This is a genomic window from Pimelobacter simplex (assembly GCF_900114845.1).
Classification (GTDB): domain Bacteria; phylum Actinomycetota; class Actinomycetes; order Propionibacteriales; family Nocardioidaceae; genus Nocardioides; species Nocardioides simplex.
On sequence record NZ_FOUK01000001.1, the window covers coordinates 88322 to 107385 of the forward strand.

The 19064-nt window shown below is 73.7% G+C and carries 24 protein-coding genes and 2 tRNA genes; 12 read left to right on the top strand and 14 right to left on the bottom strand.

Annotated elements, in window-relative coordinates:
• Nucleotides 1-33 precede the first annotated feature (33 nt).
• From BM223_RS00435 to BM223_RS00450, 4 genes are all read right to left on the bottom strand, one after another.
• The gene (locus BM223_RS00435) at nucleotides 34-1056 is read right to left on the bottom strand and encodes an adenylate/guanylate cyclase domain-containing protein (RefSeq protein WP_038682464.1); all 1023 of its coding nucleotides are present in this window, start codon (nucleotides 1054-1056) and stop codon (nucleotides 34-36) included.
• A 7-nt stretch (nucleotides 1057-1063) separates the two neighbouring features.
• Nucleotides 1064-1438, bottom strand: coding sequence for a Crp/Fnr family transcriptional regulator (locus BM223_RS00440; RefSeq protein ID WP_038682463.1), 375 nt, complete (start codon nucleotides 1436-1438; stop codon nucleotides 1064-1066).
• A 93-nt stretch (nucleotides 1439-1531) separates the two neighbouring features.
• Nucleotides 1532-2770 carry an arginine deiminase gene (locus BM223_RS00445; protein ID WP_038682461.1) on the bottom strand — a complete coding sequence of 413 codons (1239 nt, stop codon included), beginning with the start codon at nucleotides 2768-2770 and terminating at the stop codon, nucleotides 1532-1534.
• Between the two features lie 13 nt (nucleotides 2771-2783).
• Complete coding sequence (locus BM223_RS00450; RefSeq protein WP_038685517.1) at nucleotides 2784-3614, bottom strand: prephenate dehydratase; 831 nt, start codon at nucleotides 3612-3614, stop codon at nucleotides 2784-2786.
• 64 nt (nucleotides 3615-3678) lie between these two features.
• Here BM223_RS00450 and BM223_RS00455 point away from each other — a divergent pair, with 64 nt between their 5' ends.
• Entirely contained in the window at nucleotides 3679-4077 is a 399-nt protein-coding gene (locus BM223_RS00455) for a DUF4446 family protein (RefSeq protein ID WP_038682459.1), read from the top strand.
• 256 nt (nucleotides 4078-4333) lie between these two features.
• Here BM223_RS00455 and BM223_RS00460 read toward each other — a convergent pair whose 3' ends face one another.
• Nucleotides 4334-5917: a bifunctional phosphatase PAP2/diacylglycerol kinase family protein gene (locus BM223_RS00460; protein ID WP_038682457.1), complete on the bottom strand. Its 1584-nt coding sequence runs from the start codon at nucleotides 5915-5917 to the stop codon at nucleotides 4334-4336.
• Between the two features lie 44 nt (nucleotides 5918-5961).
• On the opposite strand from BM223_RS00460, the gene BM223_RS00465 reads away from it, so the two are divergent.
• Genes BM223_RS00465 through BM223_RS00480 form a run of 4 tightly spaced genes read left to right on the top strand, consistent with a single transcriptional unit; the run spans nucleotide 5962 to nucleotide 9786 of the window.
• Nucleotides 5962-6945, top strand: coding sequence for an aldo/keto reductase (locus BM223_RS00465; RefSeq protein WP_038682455.1), 984 nt, complete (start codon nucleotides 5962-5964; stop codon nucleotides 6943-6945).
• Between the two features lie 24 nt (nucleotides 6946-6969).
• Complete coding sequence (serS, locus tag BM223_RS00470) at nucleotides 6970-8262, top strand: serine--tRNA ligase (RefSeq protein WP_038682454.1); 1293 nt, start codon at nucleotides 6970-6972, stop codon at nucleotides 8260-8262.
• On the top strand, nucleotides 8255-9112 hold the full coding sequence (locus tag BM223_RS00475) for an HAD family hydrolase (RefSeq protein WP_038682452.1): 858 nt from the start codon (nucleotides 8255-8257) through the stop codon (nucleotides 9110-9112). Before serS ends, BM223_RS00475 begins: the two co-directional genes overlap by 8 nt.
• The gene (locus BM223_RS00480; RefSeq protein WP_038682450.1) at nucleotides 9109-9786 is read left to right on the top strand and encodes a hypothetical protein; all 678 of its coding nucleotides are present in this window, start codon (nucleotides 9109-9111) and stop codon (nucleotides 9784-9786) included. The genes BM223_RS00475 and BM223_RS00480 overlap by 4 nt, the downstream gene beginning before the upstream one ends.
• 84 nt (nucleotides 9787-9870) lie before the next feature.
• On the opposite strand, the gene BM223_RS00485 is transcribed toward BM223_RS00480, so the two are convergent.
• Nucleotides 9871-10491, bottom strand: coding sequence for a bacterial proteasome activator family protein (locus BM223_RS00485; RefSeq protein ID WP_038682448.1), 621 nt, complete (start codon nucleotides 10489-10491; stop codon nucleotides 9871-9873).
• Between the two features lie 125 nt (nucleotides 10492-10616).
• On the opposite strand from BM223_RS00485, the gene BM223_RS00490 reads away from it, so the two are divergent.
• Both BM223_RS00490 and BM223_RS00495 read left to right on the top strand, forming a co-directional pair.
• A complete protein-coding gene (locus BM223_RS00490) occupies nucleotides 10617-11207 on the top strand; it encodes a hypothetical protein (protein WP_038682446.1) in 591 nt (196 codons plus the stop codon).
• 10 nt (nucleotides 11208-11217) lie between these two features.
• A complete protein-coding gene (locus tag BM223_RS00495; RefSeq protein ID WP_200887031.1) occupies nucleotides 11218-11604 on the top strand; it encodes a VOC family protein in 387 nt (128 codons plus the stop codon).
• A 4-nt stretch (nucleotides 11605-11608) separates the two neighbouring features.
• Here BM223_RS00495 and BM223_RS00500 read toward each other — a convergent pair whose 3' ends face one another.
• The 3 genes from BM223_RS00500 to mobA are packed head-to-tail and all read right to left on the bottom strand — an operon-like array spanning nucleotide 11609 to nucleotide 13579.
• Nucleotides 11609-12586, bottom strand: a complete 978-nt coding sequence (locus BM223_RS00500; RefSeq protein WP_038682443.1) for an NAD(P)H-quinone oxidoreductase — start codon at nucleotides 12584-12586, stop codon at nucleotides 11609-11611.
• A 28-nt stretch (nucleotides 12587-12614) separates the two neighbouring features.
• A complete protein-coding gene (locus BM223_RS00505; protein ID WP_052139125.1) occupies nucleotides 12615-12944 on the bottom strand; it encodes a DUF6457 domain-containing protein in 330 nt (109 codons plus the stop codon).
• Nucleotides 12945-12994: 50 nt separating this feature from the next.
• A complete protein-coding gene (gene mobA, locus BM223_RS00510; RefSeq protein WP_052139124.1) occupies nucleotides 12995-13579 on the bottom strand; it encodes a molybdenum cofactor guanylyltransferase in 585 nt (194 codons plus the stop codon).
• A 38-nt stretch (nucleotides 13580-13617) separates the two neighbouring features.
• On the opposite strand from mobA, the gene BM223_RS00515 reads away from it, so the two are divergent.
• From BM223_RS00515 to BM223_RS00525, 3 genes are all read left to right on the top strand, one after another.
• On the top strand, nucleotides 13618-14412 hold the full coding sequence (locus BM223_RS00515) for a carbon-nitrogen hydrolase family protein (protein WP_038682441.1): 795 nt from the start codon (nucleotides 13618-13620) through the stop codon (nucleotides 14410-14412).
• A 93-nt stretch (nucleotides 14413-14505) separates the two neighbouring features.
• Nucleotides 14506-15525: a hypothetical protein gene (locus tag BM223_RS00520; RefSeq protein WP_141267547.1), complete on the top strand. Its 1020-nt coding sequence runs from the start codon at nucleotides 14506-14508 to the stop codon at nucleotides 15523-15525.
• Between the two features lie 43 nt (nucleotides 15526-15568).
• Entirely contained in the window at nucleotides 15569-15802 is a 234-nt protein-coding gene (locus BM223_RS00525) for a biotin/lipoyl-binding carrier protein (RefSeq protein WP_038682439.1), read from the top strand.
• Between the two features lie 128 nt (nucleotides 15803-15930).
• On the opposite strand, the gene BM223_RS00530 is transcribed toward BM223_RS00525, so the two are convergent.
• A tRNA-Ser gene (locus BM223_RS00530) sits at nucleotides 15931-16015 on the bottom strand.
• Nucleotides 16016-16116: 101 nt separating this feature from the next.
• Between BM223_RS00530 and BM223_RS00535 the strand changes: the two genes are divergently transcribed.
• Together BM223_RS00535 and BM223_RS00540 are read left to right on the top strand one after the other, a co-directional pair.
• Nucleotides 16117-16575 carry a hypothetical protein gene (locus BM223_RS00535; RefSeq protein WP_038682437.1) on the top strand — a complete coding sequence of 153 codons (459 nt, stop codon included), beginning with the start codon at nucleotides 16117-16119 and terminating at the stop codon, nucleotides 16573-16575.
• 90 nt (nucleotides 16576-16665) lie between these two features.
• Nucleotides 16666-16756: transfer RNA gene (locus BM223_RS00540), tRNA-Ser, on the top strand.
• A 53-nt stretch (nucleotides 16757-16809) separates the two neighbouring features.
• On the opposite strand, the gene BM223_RS00545 is transcribed toward BM223_RS00540, so the two are convergent.
• Genes BM223_RS00545 through BM223_RS00560 form a run of 4 tightly spaced genes read right to left on the bottom strand, consistent with a single transcriptional unit; the run spans nucleotide 16810 to nucleotide 18942 of the window.
• Nucleotides 16810-17520, bottom strand: a complete 711-nt coding sequence (locus BM223_RS00545; RefSeq protein WP_038682435.1) for a 2OG-Fe(II) oxygenase — start codon at nucleotides 17518-17520, stop codon at nucleotides 16810-16812.
• Nucleotides 17517-18122, bottom strand: coding sequence for a methylated-DNA--[protein]-cysteine S-methyltransferase (locus BM223_RS00550; RefSeq protein ID WP_052139122.1), 606 nt, complete (start codon nucleotides 18120-18122; stop codon nucleotides 17517-17519). Before BM223_RS00550 ends, BM223_RS00545 begins: the two co-directional genes overlap by 4 nt.
• On the bottom strand, nucleotides 18119-18607 hold the full coding sequence (locus tag BM223_RS00555) for an RNA polymerase sigma factor (protein WP_038682433.1): 489 nt from the start codon (nucleotides 18605-18607) through the stop codon (nucleotides 18119-18121). Before BM223_RS00555 ends, BM223_RS00550 begins: the two co-directional genes overlap by 4 nt.
• Nucleotides 18604-18942: a hypothetical protein gene (locus tag BM223_RS00560; protein ID WP_038682431.1), complete on the bottom strand. Its 339-nt coding sequence runs from the start codon at nucleotides 18940-18942 to the stop codon at nucleotides 18604-18606. Before BM223_RS00560 ends, BM223_RS00555 begins: the two co-directional genes overlap by 4 nt.
• Between the last annotated feature and the right edge of the window lie 122 nt (nucleotides 18943-19064).

Consider the following 19064-nt stretch of genomic DNA (forward strand, 5'->3'; position numbering starts at 1 on the left):
ATTCACGACCATTTTGTCCGGTACGACGGGGGCTCAGGCGGGCTGGAGCGCCCAGACCTTGAGCCGCGAGTAGCCCTTCACCGAGACCCGGCGCAGGCGGCGGAAGCGATAGCCCCCGGCGTGGTCGTGGTCGGGGTGCTCGTCGGTGTCGTCGTCGGCGCGGCCGGACAGCGCCTCGTAGGCACCGAGGTCGACGAGCACCGAGCTCGGGCGGGCGACGGAGGTGAGCCGGGCGGCGATGTTGACGACGGGGCCGAAGACGTCGCCGAGCCGGGTGACCACCTCGCCGTACGCGATGCCGGCGCGGACCGCCGGGAACGGGTCGTCGGGGTCGGCGCCGCGGCGGGTGAGCTCGAGGGCGACCTCGGCGAGCGCGTCGGCGGAGTCGGCGACGATGAGGAGCTCGTCGCCGATGTTCTTGATGATCCGGCCGCCGCGGTCGACGGTGAGGCCGAGCACGGTGGACTCGAACGACTCGAGCCAGCCGACCAGCTCGCGGTCCGAGAGGGTCCGCGAGCGCGAGGTGTAGCCGACGATGTCGACGAAGCAGACGGCGAGCATGGCCGAGGGCCCCGAGGACCGTTCGGCGAGCAGCCGGGCCGCGGCGCTGAGGAGGTGGCGGCGCCAGACGTAGCTCTGCAGCTCCTCGACGCGCGGCATCACCTCGTCGGAGACGGCGAGCAGGCCCTCGGTGGGGTCCGCGCCCATCTCCTCGGCGACCGAGGCGAGGAGCGCGACCTGCCAGTCGGCCAGCCGGGCGAAGCTGCGGCCCCAGGTCCGGACCAGGCCGTCCTGGCGCTCCTGGCTCAGGACGCCGAGCGCGATCAGGTCGTTGGTCAGCTCCAGCGCGCGGACGTCGGCATCGGTGAAGGCGACCTCGTCGTCGGGGACGTGAGCGAAGCCGAGCAGGTGCCACAGCTCGTTGGCCGTCGCGACCGGGACGCCGGCCCGCGCCGCGACGTCGTGCTGGGTCAGCGCGGGCCGCGCGCCGAGGAGGTGGGCCTCGAGCGCGCCGATGACCCCGCCGTCACCGGCGGGGTCGTCCGACGAGGTCACGGGACGGTCAGCCCGCGGTGCCGAGGCGCGACTGCGCGACCTCGACGAGCGCGTCGTGGAAGGCCGGCCACTCGGCGTCCAGCTCGCGCAGGGTCTCGTCGGTGAGGTGGATCGTGTCGAGCGGCGTGAGCGCCACGATGGTGGCGTTGCGCAGCCGCTTGCCGACGATCGCGGCCTCGCCGACGATGTCGCCGGGCCCGAGCTGCGCGATCTCCGCGCCGTCGCGACGGACCGACACCGTGCCCGACAGGAGGATGTAGGCCTTGTCGGCCGGGGTGTCCTCCCAGATCGGCGACCAGCCCTCGGGGAGCTTCACCCGCCGACCGGTCGCGCTGATCCGCGCGATCTCCTGGGGGGAGAAGTGCTCGAAGAACGTTGCCATGCTGACCCTTTCGCTCGGCCGTCACCGTCGACCCTAGTGTCATCGGCGGCGGCGCGGGAGACCTACTGCAACAACGTGTTCCGGTAAGTCGCGTTACCCCTCGGGGACGACGAGCGGGTCGCGCAGCACCGGACAGCTCAGGCAGCGGGGCCCGCCGCGCCCCGATCCGATCTCCGATCCGGCGATCCGGACGACCTCGATCCCGGCCGCCTCGAGGCAGGCGTTGGTGGCGTCGTTGCGCTCGTAGGCGACCGCCAGCCGGGGCGCGAGCGCGAGCGTGTTGTTGCCGTCGTCCCACTGCTCGCGCTCGGCGGTGACCGGGTCGAGGCCGGTCTCGATCCGGTGCAGCGTGTCGATCTGCATCGCCTTCGCGGCGGCCACGAGGAAGGGCTCCGGCGCGGCCACCCGCAGCTCGCCCGAGCCTGGCTCGTGCTCGGTGACGGCGTACGCCGTGAGGGAGTCGGCGACGTGGGGGTACATCACCACCCGGTCGACGTCGACCATCGTGCAGACGGTGTCGAGGTGCATGGTGGCGCGCTCGCGGGGGATCGGGACGGCGAGCAGTGTGGTCGCCACCCTCGCCGCGAACGCCTCGCGGGCGAGCCGCTCGGCGCCGGCCGCGGTGGTCCGCTCGCCGACCCCGACGGCGAGGACGCCCGGGGCGAGCAGCAGCACGTCGCCGCCCTCGACCGGCTCCCGGTCGTGCCCGTGGAGCAGCCCGGTGCCGGCGAAGCGCGGGTGGTGCCGGTAGACGAGGTCGGTCAGGTGCGCCTCGCGGCGGCGCGCCTCGGTGGCCAGCGAGGTCACCGCCACCCGGTCGCGCACCCACACGGCGGAGTCGCGGGTGAAGAGCAGGTTGGGCAGCGGGTCGACGAGGAAGCCGTCGGGGGCGAGCAGCGACGTGACGAGCGTGGCGCCCGTGCCGACGCGCACCTCGTCGTTGCGCACGCCGGCGGTCAGCAGCCGGGTGAGGTCCTCGGGCGCCGCGTCGAGGAACAGCGCCCGCAGGTGCCCGCGGACGGCGTCGCCGAGGTCGCGCCCGCTCCGGCCGGCGAGGGTGGTGTCGACGACGGCGGCCCGCGCGTCGTCGTCCCGGAGGGTGTCGGTGAGCAGGTCGGTCAGGTAGAGCACCTCGACGTCCCGCTCGCGCAGGGCCGCGGCGAACGCGTCGTGCTCGTCCTGCGCCTGCCCGACCCAGGGGATGCCGTCGAACAGCAGCCGGTCGTGGTTGTGCGGCGTCAGCCGCTCGAGCTCGGGGCCGGGGCGGTGGAGCAGGACCGAGCGCAGCCGCCCGACCTCGCTGTCGACTCCGGCGCTCGGTGGGCTCGCCATGGCCCCACCCTAGTCAGCCGCGGGTCGGGTCCGCCGGGTAGACGCCGAGCACCTTGATGTCGGTGGTGAAGAACGTCAGCTCCTCGAGCGCCCGCTTCAGCCCCGGGTCGTCGGGGTGGCCGTCGACCTCGGCGAGGAACTGGGTCGCGGCGAAGTGGCCGCCGACCATGTAGCTCTCGAGCTTGGTCATGTTGATGCCGTTGGTCGCGAAGCCGCCGAGCGCCTTGTAGAGCGCGGCCGGCAGGTTGCGGACGTTGAAGACGAAGCTCGTCACCACCGGGCCGTTGTCCTGCGGCGCCTGGACGAAGTCCGGTGAGAGCAGCACGAACCGCGTGGTGTTGTGGTCCTCGTCCTCGACGTCCTCGCGCAGGATCTCGAGCCCGTAGATCTCAGCCGCCAGCGGCGGCGCGATGGCCGCCTGCGTCGGGTCACCCGCCTCCGCCACCTCGCGCGCCGCACCCGCCGTGTCGCCCGAGATGATCGGCGTGAGGCCGAGCTCGCGGATGATCTTGCGGCACTGGCCCAGCGCGTGGACGTGGCTGTGCACCGTGCGCAGCGTGTCGACCGTCGCACCCGGGTTCACCATGAGGTGGAACTGGATGCGCAGGAAGTGCTCGGCGATGATGTGCAGGCCCGACTCGGGCAGGAAGTGGTGGATGTCGGCCACCCGCCCCGCGATCGAGTTGTCGATCGGGATCAGCGCCAGGTCGCAGTCACCACTGCTCACCGCCGCGAACACGTCCTCGAACGACGCGCAGGCCACCGCCTCCGCGTCCGGGTAGTGCTGCTTGCACACGATGTGCGAGTTGGCGCCGGGTTCCCCCTGGTACGCGATACGGACCATGCCCGCATCGTAGTGGCGGCGCGTGGCCGCTCCCGGCGCCGTCTCGTTGACTACCGTCGGGGCCATGGCCGTCGTCCTCGCGCTCCTCGCCCTCGTCGTCGCTGCCGCTGCCCTGGTGGTCGCGCTGCGCAGCGGACGTCGTACGCCTGCGGAGGCCGGGGACGACCTCCCCGCCGACGCCGCCGGCCTCCGCCGCGAGGTCGCCGCCCTCCGCGCCGAGGCCGCGGGCGCCCTGCGCCACCTGGCCGTCGTCCGGTACGACGCGTTCGACGAGATGGGCGGCCGGCTGTCCTGGTCGCTCGCCCTGCTCGACGACGCGGGCGACGGCGTCGTGCTGACGTCGATCCGGGGACGCAACGAGGCCCGGACCTACGCCAAGTCGGTCGCGGCGTGGGCCGGCGAGCAGGAGCTGTCGCCGGAGGAGGGTGAGGCGGTCGCGCACGCGCGGATGGCGCGGATGTAGGTGCTCGTCGGCGGTGCTGCCGGGGGCTGGTGAGCGGGGTTGCGGTGGCGGCCGCGCTTAGCCGGCCGTCTCCCGCCGTCAAGGACCCTCGCTTCGCTCGGTCCGCTGCGCGGCGCCTTCGGCGTCCTTGACTGCGGGGCCCTGACGGCCGGCTTGGCGGCGCGGGGTGCCGGCACGGACTTCGTCCGCGCCGCCGCTACGCGGCCGCCTTGCCTACGCGGCCGCCTTGCCTGCGCCGCGCTCCTTTCGCGGCGGCTCAGACCGTGCGCGGCACCCGCACGAGGACCCGTCCGTGCACGCACTCCATCCGCAGCTCCGAGCCCAGCCCGATGGTGTCGCCGTCGAGCTGGCGGGGGACCTCCCCCGAGGCCCGGACGACGACCGTGCGCCCCGTCATCCGGGCGACCGACTCGCCGGCGTTGTGCTCGCGCCGGGTCATGACGCGCAGCACGAGGGGGATCCAGCTGAGGAAGCGGCGCGGGTAGAGGAGCACGACGTCGAGGAGGCCGTCGTCGATGGTGGCGTCGGGCAGGAGGTTCATGCCGCCCTGGAGGCTGCCGACGTTGCCGATGACGCAGGTGCGGGCGCGGTGCTTGGTGAAGGGGCCGCCGTCGACGGAGATCTCGAGCTTCATCGTGGGGAACATCAGGCCCTTGAGGGCGGAGAGCACGTAGGCGAGCCAGCCGACCTTCTTCTTGAGGTCCTCGTTGACGCCCTCCATGATCGCGGCGTCGAAGCCCATGCCGGCCATCACCATGAAGTGGGTGGGCTCGATGCCGTCGCCGTCGACCTCGACCATGTCGATGGCGCGGTCCTGGCCGGTGAGGGCGATGTCGATGGCGGCCCGGATGAAGAGGGGGATCTCGAGGTTGCGGGCGAGGAGGTTCCCCGTGCCGGCCGGGACGACGCCCACGGGGATGCCGGTGCCGGCGAGCTCGGCGCACACCTCGCGGACGGTGCCGTCGCCGCCGCAGACGATGACCAGGTCGGCGCCGTTGACGGCGGCCTGCTCGGCCTGGCCGGTGCCGGAGTCCTCGACGGTGGTGAAGAACCACTGGGGGCTGTTCCAGCCGGACTCGAGGGCCATCTGGGTGACCATCGTCTGGAAGTTCTCGACCGACTCGACCTTGATCGGGTTCAGGACGACGGCCAGCCGGCGTGCCGACGGGAACGGCTCCGGCAGCGGCTCGGCCTTGAGGGCGTGGCTGCGCGGCAGCGGGTTGTAGAGGGCGATGCCGAGGAGGAGGACGCCGACGCCGAGCAGGGTCCCGCCGAGGACGTCGCTGGGGTAGTGGCGCCCGAGCAGGATCCGGTCGGCGGCGACGAGCGCCCAGGCGAGGACCGCGAGGGTGCAGATCAGCCGGCGGATCGCGGTGCGCCGCACGAGCATGGCCGCGACGACGATCACCAGGCCGGCGAAGGCCGCGGCGGCGGAGCTGTGCCCGGAGGGGAAGGCGTTGGAGTGCAGGAAGTACTCGGGGTCCTGCCAGAGCGGCCGGCCGCGGCCGACGAACATCTTGGTGAAGTAGGTGATGAGCGCGGTCGCCGCCATCACGACGGCGATGAGGATGCCCGCCCGGCGGTGCCCGCGCAGCAGCCCGCCGGCGGCGAAGACGATGGTCGCGATCGTCATCCAGAGGGTGCCGCCGGCGACCTCGATCACGCGGAGCGGGTGCTCCAGCCAGCTGCGGTCGCCGGCCCACTGCCGGGCGGCCTCGCCGTGGCTGTCGAGGTCGGTGAGCCAGGACAGCTCCGCGGCGACGCAGAGGGCGATCGCGGCGAAGAGGCCGAGGCAGACCAGCGCGGACAGCAACGGGGTCTGGCGGGGACGGTCGAGCACCAGCGGAGTTTATCGGCCGTTGCGCGACGCTCTACGGTCGAGACATGACCTCCCCGTCGCACGCCACCCTCGGCCGCTCCGGCCTCGTCGTCTCCCGCGTCGGTCTCGGTTGCAACAACCTGGGCCGCCCGGGCGCCGCCACCGAGTCGCAGGAGGGCACCGACCGCGTGATCGGCGCGGCCCTCGACGCCGGCATCACGCTCTTCGACGTCGCCGACACGTACGGCGCCACGCCCGGTCTCGCCGAGGAGCGGCTGGGCAAGGCGCTGGGTGCGCGGCGCTCCGAGATCGTCCTCGCCACGAAGTTCGGCATGGACATGAAGGGGATCAACGGCCCGGACTTCGACGCGCGCGGGTCGCGGCGCTACATCCGCACCGCGGTCGAGGCGTCGCTGCGCCGCCTGGGCACCGACTGGATCGACCTCTACCAGTTCCACACGCCCGACCTCCGCACGCCGATCGACGAGACGCTCTCGGCGCTCGACGACCTCGTCCGCGAGGGCAAGGTCCGCTACCTGGGCCACTCCAACCGGTCCGGCTGGCAGATCGCGCAGGCCGAGTACGTCGCCCGTGCGCTCGGCGTCGAGCGCTTCATCTCCGCGCAGAACCACTACAACCTCACCGACCGCCGCGCCGAGCTCGAGGTGCTGCCCGCCTCGCGCGAGCTCGGGCTGGGCGTGCTGCCGTACTTCCCGCTCGCCAACGGCCTGCTCACCGGCAAGTACGCCGACGGCAAGGCGCCCGCCGGCACCCGGCTCAGCACCACCCGCCAGCACCTGCTCGAGGACGCCGTCTCGCCGACCCTGCAGGCGTACTCCGCGTTCGCCCGGGCCCGCGGCGTCTCCGAGGTGACCGTCGCGATCGGCTGGCTGCTGGCCCAGGAGCCGGTGACCTCGGTCATCGCCGGCGCCACGTCGCCCGAGCAGGTCGCGGCCAACGCCGCGGCCGACCAGTGGGTGCCGACCGCGGACGACCTGGCCGAGCTGGACGCGCTCTTCCCCGCCCCCGACCGGATCGCGCTCTACTGACCCCTGGCGGATAGCCTGAGCGCCATGATCGACCCGCGCATCCTCCGTGACGAGCCCGACCGCGTCCGCGCCTCGCAGACCAAGCGCGGCGCGTCCTCCGAGGTGGTCGACCGGGCGCTCGACGCCGACGCCGCCCGCCGCGGCGCCATCGCGGCGTACGAGGAGAAGCGCGCGGCGCAGAAGACGTTCGGCAAGCAGGTCGCCCAGGCCCAGGGCGAGGAGAAGCAGGCGCTGCTCGCCCAGGTCAAGGCGCTCTCGGCCGAGGTCAAGGACCTCGAGGTCGCCCAGACCCACGCCGAGGGCGCCTGGACCGACGCGCTCAAGGCGATCCCCAATGTCGTCGCCGACGCGACGCCGACGGGCGGCGAGGACGACTTCGTCGTCCTCGAGCAGGTCGGGACGCCGCGCGACTTCGCGGCCGAGGGCTTCGAGCCGCGCGACCACATCGAGCTCGGCCGGCTGCTCGGCGCGATCGACCTCGAGCGCGGCGCCAAGGTCAGCGGCAGCCGCTTCTACTTCCTCACCGGCATCGGCGCCCAGCTCGAGCTGGCGCTGGTCAACCTGGCCATGGACCAGGCACGCAACGCCGGGTTCACGCAGGTGATCGCGCCGTCGCTGGTCCGCCGCGAGGCGATGGAGGGCACCGGCTACCTCGACCAGGGCGGCGGCGAGGACATCTACCGGATCGAGGGCGAGGAGATGTACCTCGTCGGCACCTCGGAGGTGCCGATGGCGGCGTACCACTCCAAGGAGCTGCTGGATGGCCGGTCCTTGCCCAGGAGGTACGCCTCGTTCAGCCCCTGCTTCCGCAAGGAGGCCGGCTCGCACGGCAAGGACACCAAGGGGATCATCCGGGTCCACTGGTTCGACAAGGTCGAGATGTTCGTCTACACCACGCTCGAGGACGCCGCCGCCGAGCACGAGCGGCTGCTGGCCTGGGAGAAGGAGTTCCTCGACAAGCTCGAGCTCGCCTACCAGGTCGTCGACATCGCGGCGGGCGACCTCGGGGCGAGCGCGATCCGCAAGTTCGACTGCGAGGCGTGGATCCCCACGCAGGGCAAGTACCGCGAGCTGACCTCGACGTCCAACTGCACCGACTTCCAGACCCGCCGGCTCGACACCCGCGGCCGCTTCGGCGACAAGACCGGCCCGATCGCCACCCTCAACGGGACGCTCACCGCGATCACCCGGACGATCGTCGCGGTCCTCGAGACCCATCAGCAGGCCGACGGATCGGTCCGCGTGCCGAAGGCGCTGCAGCCCTACCTGGGCGGCCTCGAGGTGCTGACGCCGGTCGCCGAGGTCACCGGTGCCTGACGAGCGGCCCTGGCGGCCGCGGCTGGTCGCCCTCGACATCGACGGCACCCTCCTGCGCTGGGTCGCCGGGCTCGGGATGAGCCACGAGGAGGTCACGCCGGCGGTGCACGACGCCGTCCAGCGGGTCCTCGACTCCGGCGCGCACGTCGTCCTCTCGTCCGGGCGGGCGCCGCACAACATGACCGACGTCGCCGACAAGCTCGACCTGCACGGGCACGGCGAGAAGATCTGGATCGTCGCCGCCAACGGCGCGGTCGTGCTGCGCTACCCGCCGGCCGAGGTGGTCCACGAGGTCACCTTCGACGCCCGCGCGGCCGTCGCCGCCGTCCTCGAGCAGCACCCCGACGCGCTCGTCGCCGTCGAGGAGCGCGGGGTCGGCTACCGGGTCTCCGCGCCCTTCCCCGACGGCGAGCTCGGCGGCTCGACCAGCGTCGCCGCGGTCGCCGACATGGTCGCCGAGCCGGTCAGCCGCGTGATCATCCGCGATCCCAAGGCCACCGCCGAGGACTTCGTCGCGCTCGCCGCCAACCTCGGCCTGCACGGCACCGACTACGTCGTGGGCTGGACCGCCTGGCTCGACCTGGCGCCCGTCGGCGTCTCCAAGGCCTCCGGCCTGGAGTACGTCTGCCAGCAGCTCGGCGTCGACCGGGCCGACGTCCTCGCCATCGGCGACGGGCGCAACGACATCGAGATGCTGCAGTGGGCCGGGCGCGGGGTCGCGATGGGTCAGGCCATCGACGAGGTCAAGGAGATCGCCGACGCGGTCACCGCCTCCGTCGACGACGACGGCGCCGCGCTCGAGATCGGTCGCTGGTTCCCCGCACCCGGATCTGGTGGGATGGAGGCGTGACCTCCTCCGCCCGCCGGCTGCTCCCGCCGGCCCTGCTCGCGGTCCTGGCGCTCGCGCCCGCGGCCCCGGCCGGTGCCACCGCCGCGCCGGTCGCCGTCCCGGAGCCGGCCACCGCGCCCGCGGCGTACCCGGCGATGTGCGACGCGCTCGACCTGACCGACGAGGCCGAGATCGACGCCCGCGCGCTGCCCGCCGACGACGTCTTCGCCGGCACCGTGCGCGCCGTCCAGCCGACCGCGGGCGACGCGAAGCGGATCGGCTACCTGGTCGCCGTCGAGCGGCCCTTCCGCGGCGACATCGACAAGGACAAGCAGGTCCTGGTCACCATCGACTGGCCCGCCGACGTCGACCCGACCGTGCGCAAGGCGCGCGCCTACCTGTTCTTCACCAACGACCGCGGTGGCCGCGTCGTCGCCGACCCGTGCACCGGTACGGCGCTCCTGCCCGGCGGCATCACCCCCCGGGTCACCGCCACGCTGCGCCGCTACCTCGCCTCGGTCGAGCCGACCGCACCGCCGTCCCCGACGCCGCAGCCCGTCGCCTTCGACGACCCCGGCGATCCCCTCGGCAACCCGCCCGAGCTCGGCCGGGTGCTCGCCTCGGGTGGGGCGATCGCGTTGATCGGCGTGCTCGGGCTGGTGCTGGTCTCGCGGCTCGGCCGCCGGCGGGGCTAGGCGCGCCGAGCCGGCAGCGCGGCGGGAGGCGAGTGCCCGGCAGCTTGCTGCCGATGGGTGCGCCGGAGACGCGCTCGGCCAGTCCTACAGGTACATGCCGCTGGAGCGGCCTTCGTCACCCGCGTCGTCGGCCTGCGCCGGCTGTCCCGGCTGACCCGGCGCCCCCGGCGCGACGCCGCCCGGCCCCCCGGGGATGCCCATGCCCTGCGGCAGCGCCCGGCGGATCTGCTCGAACTGCGCGCGCGAGGCCATCTGCTGGGCGTAGATCGCGGTCTGGATGCCGTGGAACAGGCCCTCGAGCCAGCCGACCAGCTGGGCCTGCGCGATCCGCAGCTCGGACTCGGAGGGGGTGGCGTTCTCGGAGAAGGGGAGCGAGAGGCGCTCCAGCTCCTCGACGAGCTCGGGGGCGAGACCCTGCTCGAGCTCGGCGATGGAGGAGCGGTGGATCGCGGCGAGGCGGCTGCGGCTGGCCTCGTCGAGGGGCGCGGCCTTCACCTCCTCGAGGAGCTGGCGGATCATGCTGCCGATCCGCATGACCTTGGCCGGCTGCTCGACGAGGTCGGTGAGCGCGCGCTCGCCGTCGCCGTCGTCGTCCTCGGCGGCGCGGGCCTGCTCCACCGCGGACGCGGGGACCGTGCCGATGGGCTGGCCGTCCGGTCCGATGACGACGATCTGCTCTTCGCTCGCGGAGGCGTTCTCGGTCATGCCCCCAACCTAGCCAACTCCCCGCGACGCCGCCCGGGCGGACCGATCCCCTCGTTGGGTGATGCCCGGGCCGCCGCGCCGGCGTACGTTGCCGAGGGGGCGGGACCGACCTGAGGAGGCAACGAATGTTCATCCAGATGATCCAGTGCGCCTGCAGTCGGCAGGACGAGGTCCGGGCGCTGCTGGACGAGTGGCGCCGCGACCTGGCCCCCGGCGCGACCGGCTGGCTCGGCGGCACCTACGGCTTCACCGACGACGACCAGCTCATGGCGGTCGTCCGCTTCGCCTCGCGCGAGGAGGCGATGGCCAACTCCGAGCGGCCCGAGCAGGGCGCGTGGGCGGAGCGGCTCACCGCGCTCATGGACGGCAAGCCGGAGTTCCACGACTGCGACGACGTCACACTGCTCATGGACGGCGGCTCCGACGACGCCGGCTTCGTCCAGATCGTGACCGGCAAGGTCGACGACCCGAGCCGGCTCAAGGCGATGATGGCCGACACCACGATGCTCCACGAGATGCGTCCCGACATCCTCGGCGGCACGCTCGCCATCGAGCCCGACGGCACCTTCGTCGAGACGATCGCCTTCACGTCCGAGGACGCGGCCCGCGAGGGCGAGCAGGTCGAGCCGCCGGCCGACGTGCGCCGCGAGCTGGAGTACGCCATGAAGGGCGCGACCTTCCACGACCTGCACCACCCCTGGTTCGAGAGCGCCTGAGGAGGCCGCCATGCTGCTGGAGGAGTGCCGGGTCACCGCGAACATCCCGGCCGCGGACCTGAGCCGCGCCCGCAAGTTCTACGCCGAGACGCTGGGCCTCGAGCCGGCGGGGGAGAGCCCCGGCGGTCTGCTCTACCGGACCGGCGGGACCGACTTCAACGTCTACGAGACCGAGTACGCGGGGAAGGCGGGGCACACCATCGCCCAGCTCCACGTGGACGACGTCCGCCCGGTGGTCGACGAGCTCCGCAACCGGGGCCTGACCTTCGAGCACTACGACCTGCCCGGCGTCACCTGGGACGGCGACGTCGCGGGCCTCGAGGGGATGGGTCACGCCGCGTGGTTCAAGGACAGCGAGGACAACATCCTCTGCCTCGACGACGCGCGGACGGAGTGAGCGCCTAGGGGGTGAGCAGGACCTTCCCGACGGCCTCGCCGGACTCGATGAGCCGGTGCGCCTCGGCGACCTCGTCCAGGGGGAGGACGGCGGACACCACCGGGCGCACCTGCCCGTCGGCGACGAGCGGCCACACGTGCTCGACCACGGACGCGCAGATCCGGGCCTTGCTCTCGACCGGCCGCGAGCGCAGTGCGGTCGCGATCACGGCGCCGCGCTTCGACAGCAGCCGCCCGATGTCGAGCTCGCCCTTCGACCCACCCTGCATGCCGATGATGACCAGCCGGCCCTCGTCGGCGAGCACGTCGACGTTGCGGCCGAGGTACTTGGCCCCCATGTTGTCGAGGACGACGTCGGCGCCGGCGCCGTCGGTCGCCGTCCGCACCACGTCGACGAAGTCGTCGTCGCGGTAGTTGATCGCGACCTCGGCCCCGAGCTCGCGGCAGCGCTCGAGCTTGTCGGCGCTGCCGGCCGTCGTGAAGACCCGGGCGCCGGACGCCGCGGCGAGCTGGATCGCGAACGTGCCGATCCCGCCGCCTCCGCCGTGCACGAGGAACACCTCGTCCGGGCGCAGGGCCGCGACCATGAAGACGTTGGACCACACGGTGCACGCCACCTCGGGCAGCGCCGCCGCGGTGACCAGGTCGATGCCGTCGGGGACGGGCATCACCTGTCCCGCCGGGACGACGACCCGGCTCGCGTACCCGCCGCCGGCCAGCAGTGCGCACACGGCGTCGCCCACGGCCCAGCCGGTGACGCCCTCGCCGAGCGCGGCGACCGTGCCGCTGCACTCCAGGCCGATCACGTCGGATGCGCCCGGCGGCGGCGGGTAGAAGCCCTGGCGCTGCAGCAGGTCGGCCCGGTTGACCGCCGTGGCGGCCACGTCGACCAGGATCTCGCCCGGCCCGGGGACCGGGTCCGGCAGCTCGCTGACGACGAGGGTCTCGGGTCCTCCGGGGGCGGTCTGGGTGACGGCGCGCATGCTCGCAGTCTGGCAGGCGGGGCCAGGCCTAGACGAGCGAGTCCTGCTCGTCCTCCTCGTACTCCGCCTCCGCGAGCTCGTCGACCTCGACGTCCTCGTCCTCCTCCTCGGCGGCGCCGGCAGGCCGGTCCCAGGACTCGGCGAGCGCCTGCGCCCGGGCGGCCAGGCGTTCGACCTCGTCGGGGTCGGCGCCCTGCTCGCCGGTGGCGACGCCGAGCAGGAAGGCGGTCACGAAGCCGGCGGCGGGGTGGACGTTCTCGCGCGTGATCCCGGCGAGGTCGACGAGCAGACCTTCGTCAGCCTCGGCCTCGATGTCGAGCGCGTCGCACAACTCATCGATCCAGTCGTGGAGGTTCACCCGACCAGAGTGATACGAGGGCCCCGGCCCTGACAAGGCCCCCGCGCCCCCTACGGTGCGTCGCCGGACGCGTCGCGCAGGTCGGTCCAGGTGTCGATGTCGCGTCCCTCGTCGCCCAGCGGCGGGACCTCGACCAGGTCGAGCGGTGCCAGGAGCGCCCGGATCGACAGCCCGTGCTGGCCCTCGTGGTCCGGTCGGACGGCGTCCAGGCGGGCCGTCTCGACGACGAACGCCAGCTGCCGCCGCCCGTCGCCGTCGGTCAGGATGGCGCCGTCGTGGCCGACCCCCGCCTCGTGGAGGCGCCGGAACGTCCCGGCGGTCAGCCGCGGCATGTCCACGGCGAGCACCGCGAGCGTCGGGAACCGCCGCAGCAGGACGTCGCGCGCCGTCAGCAGCCCGGCGGCCGGTCCGCCGAACCGGGGCTCCTCGCGCACGAACGTCACCGGACGGTCGGTCGGCACCTGGTGCCCTGCGACGACGACCTCGCTCGCGTCGATGACCGCGTCGAGCGCGTGGTCGAGCAGCGTCCGCCCGTCGATCTCGATGGACGCCTTGTCGGCGCCTCCCAGGCGCGATCCCTGGCCGCCGGCCAGCACGACCGCCGCGAACCCGGAGAGCCCCATCTCGATCGCCACGCCTCCGATCCTCCCAAAGAACTCTCTACGCTGGCACCGTGACGACCCCCACGCTCCGCCTCGCGCTCGTCCAGGCCGCCGCCGGGCTCGACCCGGCCGGCAACCGCGACGCGCTCACCCGGTTGAGCGCCGAGCACGCCGGCGACGCCGAGCTCGTGGCCTTCCCGGAGGCCTTCGCCCGCGACTTCGGCGAGGCCGGCTCCGACGTGAGCCCGTTCGCCGAGCCGCTCGACGGCCCCTTCGCCGGCGCGGTCGCCGACGCCGCGGCCGCGCACGGGACGACGCTCGTGGCCGGCATGTTCGAGCCGGGCCCGGACCCCGAGCGCCCCTACAACACGCTGCTGGTGCGCGGCGCCGCGGCGGCGTCGTACCGGAAGGTGCACCTGTACGACTCGTTCGGCTACCGCGAGTCCGACCGCCTCACCGCCGGGCCGATCGAGCCGGTCGTCGTCGAGATCGGCGGCTGGAAGGTCGGCCTGATGACCTGCTACGACCTGCGCTTCCCCGAGCTGGCCCGGGCACTGGTCGACCGGGACGCCGAGCTGGTCGTCGTCCCGGCGGCGTGGGTGGCGGGTCCCCGCAAGGTGCACCACTGGCGCACCCTCCTGACCGCGCGCGCCATCGAGAACACGGTCTACGTCGCCGCGGTCGGCCAGCCGGCCCCGCGCTACTGCGGCCACTCCATGGTCGTCGACCCGTTCGGGGAGGTCGTCGCGGAGGCGGGGCCCGGGGCCCCGGATGCGCCGGAGGTGGTCCGGGCCGTGGCGGAGCGCACGGTGCTCGACGAGGCCCGTCGGGTCAATCCGTCCCTGGCCAACCGCCGCCTGCGCTGATCGGGGCCGATCGCGTCTTCGGCGGGGGACAGGCAGCAGGCTGCCGGGGGACGCGCCTCTCGCCGCACTGCCGACCAGATAGGCTCGCTCTCCGTGTCCCGCGCTCCCTCCCGTGCTCCCCTCGAGCAGCGCATCGGTGAGTTCGGGGAGTCGCGGGTGCCGCTGCTGATCTGGTTCGCCCTGGTCCTGCTCGGCACCGCGGCGCTGGTCTGCGCGATGGTCCCGGTCGGCCCCGAGCAGCTCGGCGTCACCGGCTCGATCGTCGTCGCGACGGTCTTCGCCTGGGGCCTCGCCGCCCGGACCGGTGGCCGCCCCCTCATCTTCGGTCCGCTCGCGCTGCTCTGCGGCGTGGCCGCCGTCCTCAGCGACAACGACCTGCTCCTCACCGGCGCCGCGGTCGGCACCTCCGCCGTGGCCGCCGTCCTCGGCGTGATGATCACCGTCCCCGCCGCCGGCCTGCTCGGGGCCGCCCGCGAGTGCGTGATCGCGCTCCTCTTCGGCGCCGTCGGCGCGATGGCCGCGATCGGCTTCGAGCCGGCGATCCAGAAGGAGCGCTTCGAGTACGTCGGCCTCGGCCTCGCCTTCGCCGCCGCCATCGTCCTCGTCTACCGCCTCGGTGCGGGCTTCCACGGCATCGGCCGCCGCGGCCTGATCATCGTCGCCGTCGGCGGCGTGGTCCTCGCCGCGACCCTCCTGTACGCCGAGCTGCTGCGCCGCTACGGCTCCACCGGCCTCGTCGACGAGCTGCTCGGCTGGGTGCGCTGGAGCCGGGACCACCTCGGCGCCTTCCCCCGCCCGATCGCCACCGTGCTCGGCGTCCCGGCCCTCGCCTACGGCTGCCACATGCGCGCCCGCCGCCGCCAGGGCTGGTGGGTCTGCGCCTTCGGCGTCGCCGCCACCTCCCCGGCCGCCACCGCCCTCGCCAACCCCGCCGTCTCGGTCCGCGAGGCCGGCCTCTCGGTCGCCTACTCCCTCGTCATCGGCCTGGTCCTCGGCTGGCTCCTCATCCGCCTCGACCTCGCCCTCACCGGCACCCGCGGCCGCCGCAGCCGCGACGCCGAGCAGGCGGCCGCCGTCCGCCCGGAGCCGCGCCGCTTCGAGCCCCTCCTCTGACCCCGGCTTTCGGGTACTCGGGGGTAACGCCTACGGTCGTCACATGGCCCGAGTGACGACGTCAGAGCTGGTCGCGGAGATGGTCGCCAACGTGCTCCATGTCGAGGTCGCCGAAGGCGCCTCCGTCGCCGTCGGCGACACCGTGGTGCTGCTGGAGTCGATGAAGATGGAGATCCCGGTCATGGCCGAGGTCGCCGGTGTCGTCACCGCGGTCAAGGTCGACGTGGGCGACGTCGTCCAGGAGGGCGACGTGCTCATCGAGCTCCGGCTCGCCTGAGCGGACTGGCCGCCAGCCAACCGCGCACCGAGCGAACCTCGACCGCGAGCGCGGCAGCGCGTCGAGAGCCGGCTCCCGGGCAGCTTGCTGCCCCCCGGCCGGCGAAGACACGCTCGCGCCATCCAGAGCAGAGGGGGCGGGATTCGAACCCGCGGTAGGTCTCCCTACGGCCGCTTTCAAGGCGGCTCCGATCGGCCACTCCGGCACCCCTCCTCGCCCGGCGGCGCACGCGCTGCCGGACGTCGCAGAGTCTAGGGCGCTCGCGCGGACCGCGCCGCTTTGCCCCTGCTCGTCCGGTCTTGTTCAATCGCAGCATGAGCACCACGCAGTCGCCCGGGGTCACCGACTACCGCCTGGCCCCGCCGATCATGGCGCGGTTCGTGGGCGCGTACCTGATCCTGCTGGCGGTGGTGCTGCTGGTGGTGACCGGGCTGGTGGCGGTCCTCGAGCTCAACGCCGACCTGCTCGTCGTCGTCCTCGCGCTGGGGCTGCTGGGCCTGATCGGGCTGTCGTGGTGGCTGCGGTCGCGGCTGGTCGTGGTGCGGCTGACCGACGCGGGTTACCGGGTCCGGGCGATCCGCGCGGCGGGCGTCACCGAGGCCCGCTGGGCCGAGGTCGAGGACGCCGTCGCGGCCGCGCCGAGCGGCGTCGAGTGCGTCGTCCTGCGCCTGCGTGACGGCCGGAGCACGACCATCCCGGTGCAGCTGGTGGCCGGCGACAAGGACGACTTCGCGCGCGACGTCCGCGACCACCTGGAGCGCGCCGCGCGCTGATCCGGCGGCGATGCCGGGGTCCGATTGGGCGGCATCCGCGAGGTGCTTGTAGCCTGTGCTGCGCTGGTCGGTCTGTGGCCGACAAGTGGAGGAGGCGTCGCCTAGTCTGGTCTATGGCGCCCGCCTGCTAAGCGGGTTTGGGGCTACAACCCCATCGAGGGTTCAAATCCCTCCGCCTCCGCTGCAGCCACGACCCCGGTGGGCATCGCTCACCGGGGTCGCGCGCGTCCGGGCTCAGGCCGCGTCGTGGAACACGAGCGCGAGCGTGTGCCGCTCGCCGCTGCGCACCGCCGAGACGCCGTGCCGCACCGGCGCCGCCGACCAGCCGCGCGCCGAGCGCACGGGGCGGTCGCGGGTGGTGAAGACGTAGCCGTGGCCCTGGGGGAGGAGGGTGGCGGTCCCGCGGGACTGGGCGCGCGGGCGCTGCTCGACGAGCAGGAACTCACCGCCGGTGTGGTCCACGCCGGGCTCGTCGAGGTTGACCACCACCTGCAGGGGGAACACGAGGTCGCCGTACAGGTCGCGGTGGAGGGCGTTCCAGTCGCCGGCGCCGTACCGCAGCAGGATGGACGTCGACCGGTGCTGGCCGGCCGCGTGGTAGAGGTCGAGCCACTCGTCGAGGGTGTCGGGCCACGGCGCGGGACGGCCCAGGCGGGTCCACCAGTCCCGGGCGATGGGGAGCAGGCGCGGGTAGAGCGCCTGCTTGAGCCGCTCGACCGGCTCCGGGTACGGCGTCCGCAGGTACCGGTACTCGCCCGACCCGAACCGGTGCCGCGCCATGTCGATCGTGCTGCGGAACAGCTCGTCGCGCCCGTACAGCCCGCGGAGCTGCGCGGCCTCCGCGACAGTGAGGAACTGGGGGAGCAGCGCCCCGCCGTCGCGGTCGAGGTCGGCGGCGACGCGGGCCCAGTCGGCGCCGGCGACCCGGTCCTCCCAGGTGCTCACGCCGCCGCCTCGAGCCGCAGCAGCGCGGTCTTCGCGTCGGCCCCGCCGATGTAGCCGCCCAGGCTGCCGTCGGCCCGCAGCACCCGGTGGCACGGGACGACGACCGGCAGCGGGTTGGTCGCGCAGGCGGTGCCCACGGCGCGCACGGCCCGCGGGTTGCCGACGAGTGCCGCGACCTGGCCGTAGCTGCGCGTCTCGCCGTAGCCGATCTCGGGCAGGTGGCGCTGCACCAGCTGGCGGAAGCCGTGGGAGAGCCCGAGGTCGAGCGGGACGTCGAACGTCCGGCGCCGCCCGGCGAAGTACTCGTCCAGCTCGCGGGCGACGGGGTCGAGGCGCGCAGGGGCGCGCAGGATCCGCGGCGAGAGGCGCTCGCCGAGGGTGGTGAGGACCTGGTCGTGGTCCTCGCTGGCGTAGGCGACGCGGACCAGGCCGCGGGGGGTGGCGGCGAGGAGCAGCGGACCGACGGGGGTGTCGACGGTCGTGTAGGCGACGTCGAGCAGGTCGGCGCCGGCGGCGTCGGCGGCGAGCCGCCGGCGCAGCCGGGCGAGGATGTCGGCGTCGTCCGGCGACGCGCCGAGCTCGGCGGGGGTGAGGTCGTTCATGAGCGGGCTCCTTCCGTGAGCAGGCCCGGGTAGGTCGTGCGGAGGTTCTTGATGCCGTCGGCCGCGGCGCGGCGGGCGGCATCGGTGGAGCCGCCGAGGATCGCCGCGATCTCGGCGTACGGCAGGCCGGCGACGTAGCGGTACGCGACCGCCTGGCGCTGCTTCGCCGGCAGGGCGCGGACGGCGGCCCACAGGTCGTCGTCCGGGGGTGGCGGGCCGGGGTCGGTCGCGGTCTCGGGCAGCTCGTCGACGGGGAGCGGGCGTCGTCCGGTCGCGCGCAGGACGTCGATCGCCTTGCGGTGCGCGATGGTCACCAGCCAGGCCTCGACGTTCGCGTCGGCCGGGAGGTCCGGGTAGGCGCGCAGCGCGGCCACGAACGTCTCGGACCACGCGTCCTCGGCGTCGTGGCTGCCGAGCAGGACGCGGCACACCCGCAGCACGGCGGGTCCGTGCTGGGCCACCACCTGCTCGAACGGCTGCTTCACCGCGTCTCCCTCCCCTTCGCGGTCGTGGTCGTGGACGACGTCCCGGCCATGATCGGCCATCCCGTGCGGGCCGGGGCGCCGTACCGGAGCCAGCCGGCGAGCATCAGCAGGGCGACCGCCGTGTTGAAGGCGTGCAGCGCCCACAGCGGTCCGGGCGGGGTGGTGAGGACGTAGACCGAGTAGAGCGCATTGCCGGCATTGCTCAGCACCAGGTTGCCGGCGCTGTAGGACGCCATCTCCTTGGTGCGGGCGGCCTTGGCGACCATCGGCAGCGCCGCGGTCACGAACATCGCGGTCGCGAGCGTTCCGGCGAGCAGGGGGAGGTCGAGGGGCACGCGGGGAGGTCCTTCCGGGTCGGGTACCCCGTAGACGTCGGCCGGACGGCGAACGTGAGATGACGAGCCCGCTTTTGCCTCGCTTCTGTTGGATCTCTGCGGCAAGATGGGTTTGCGCACGC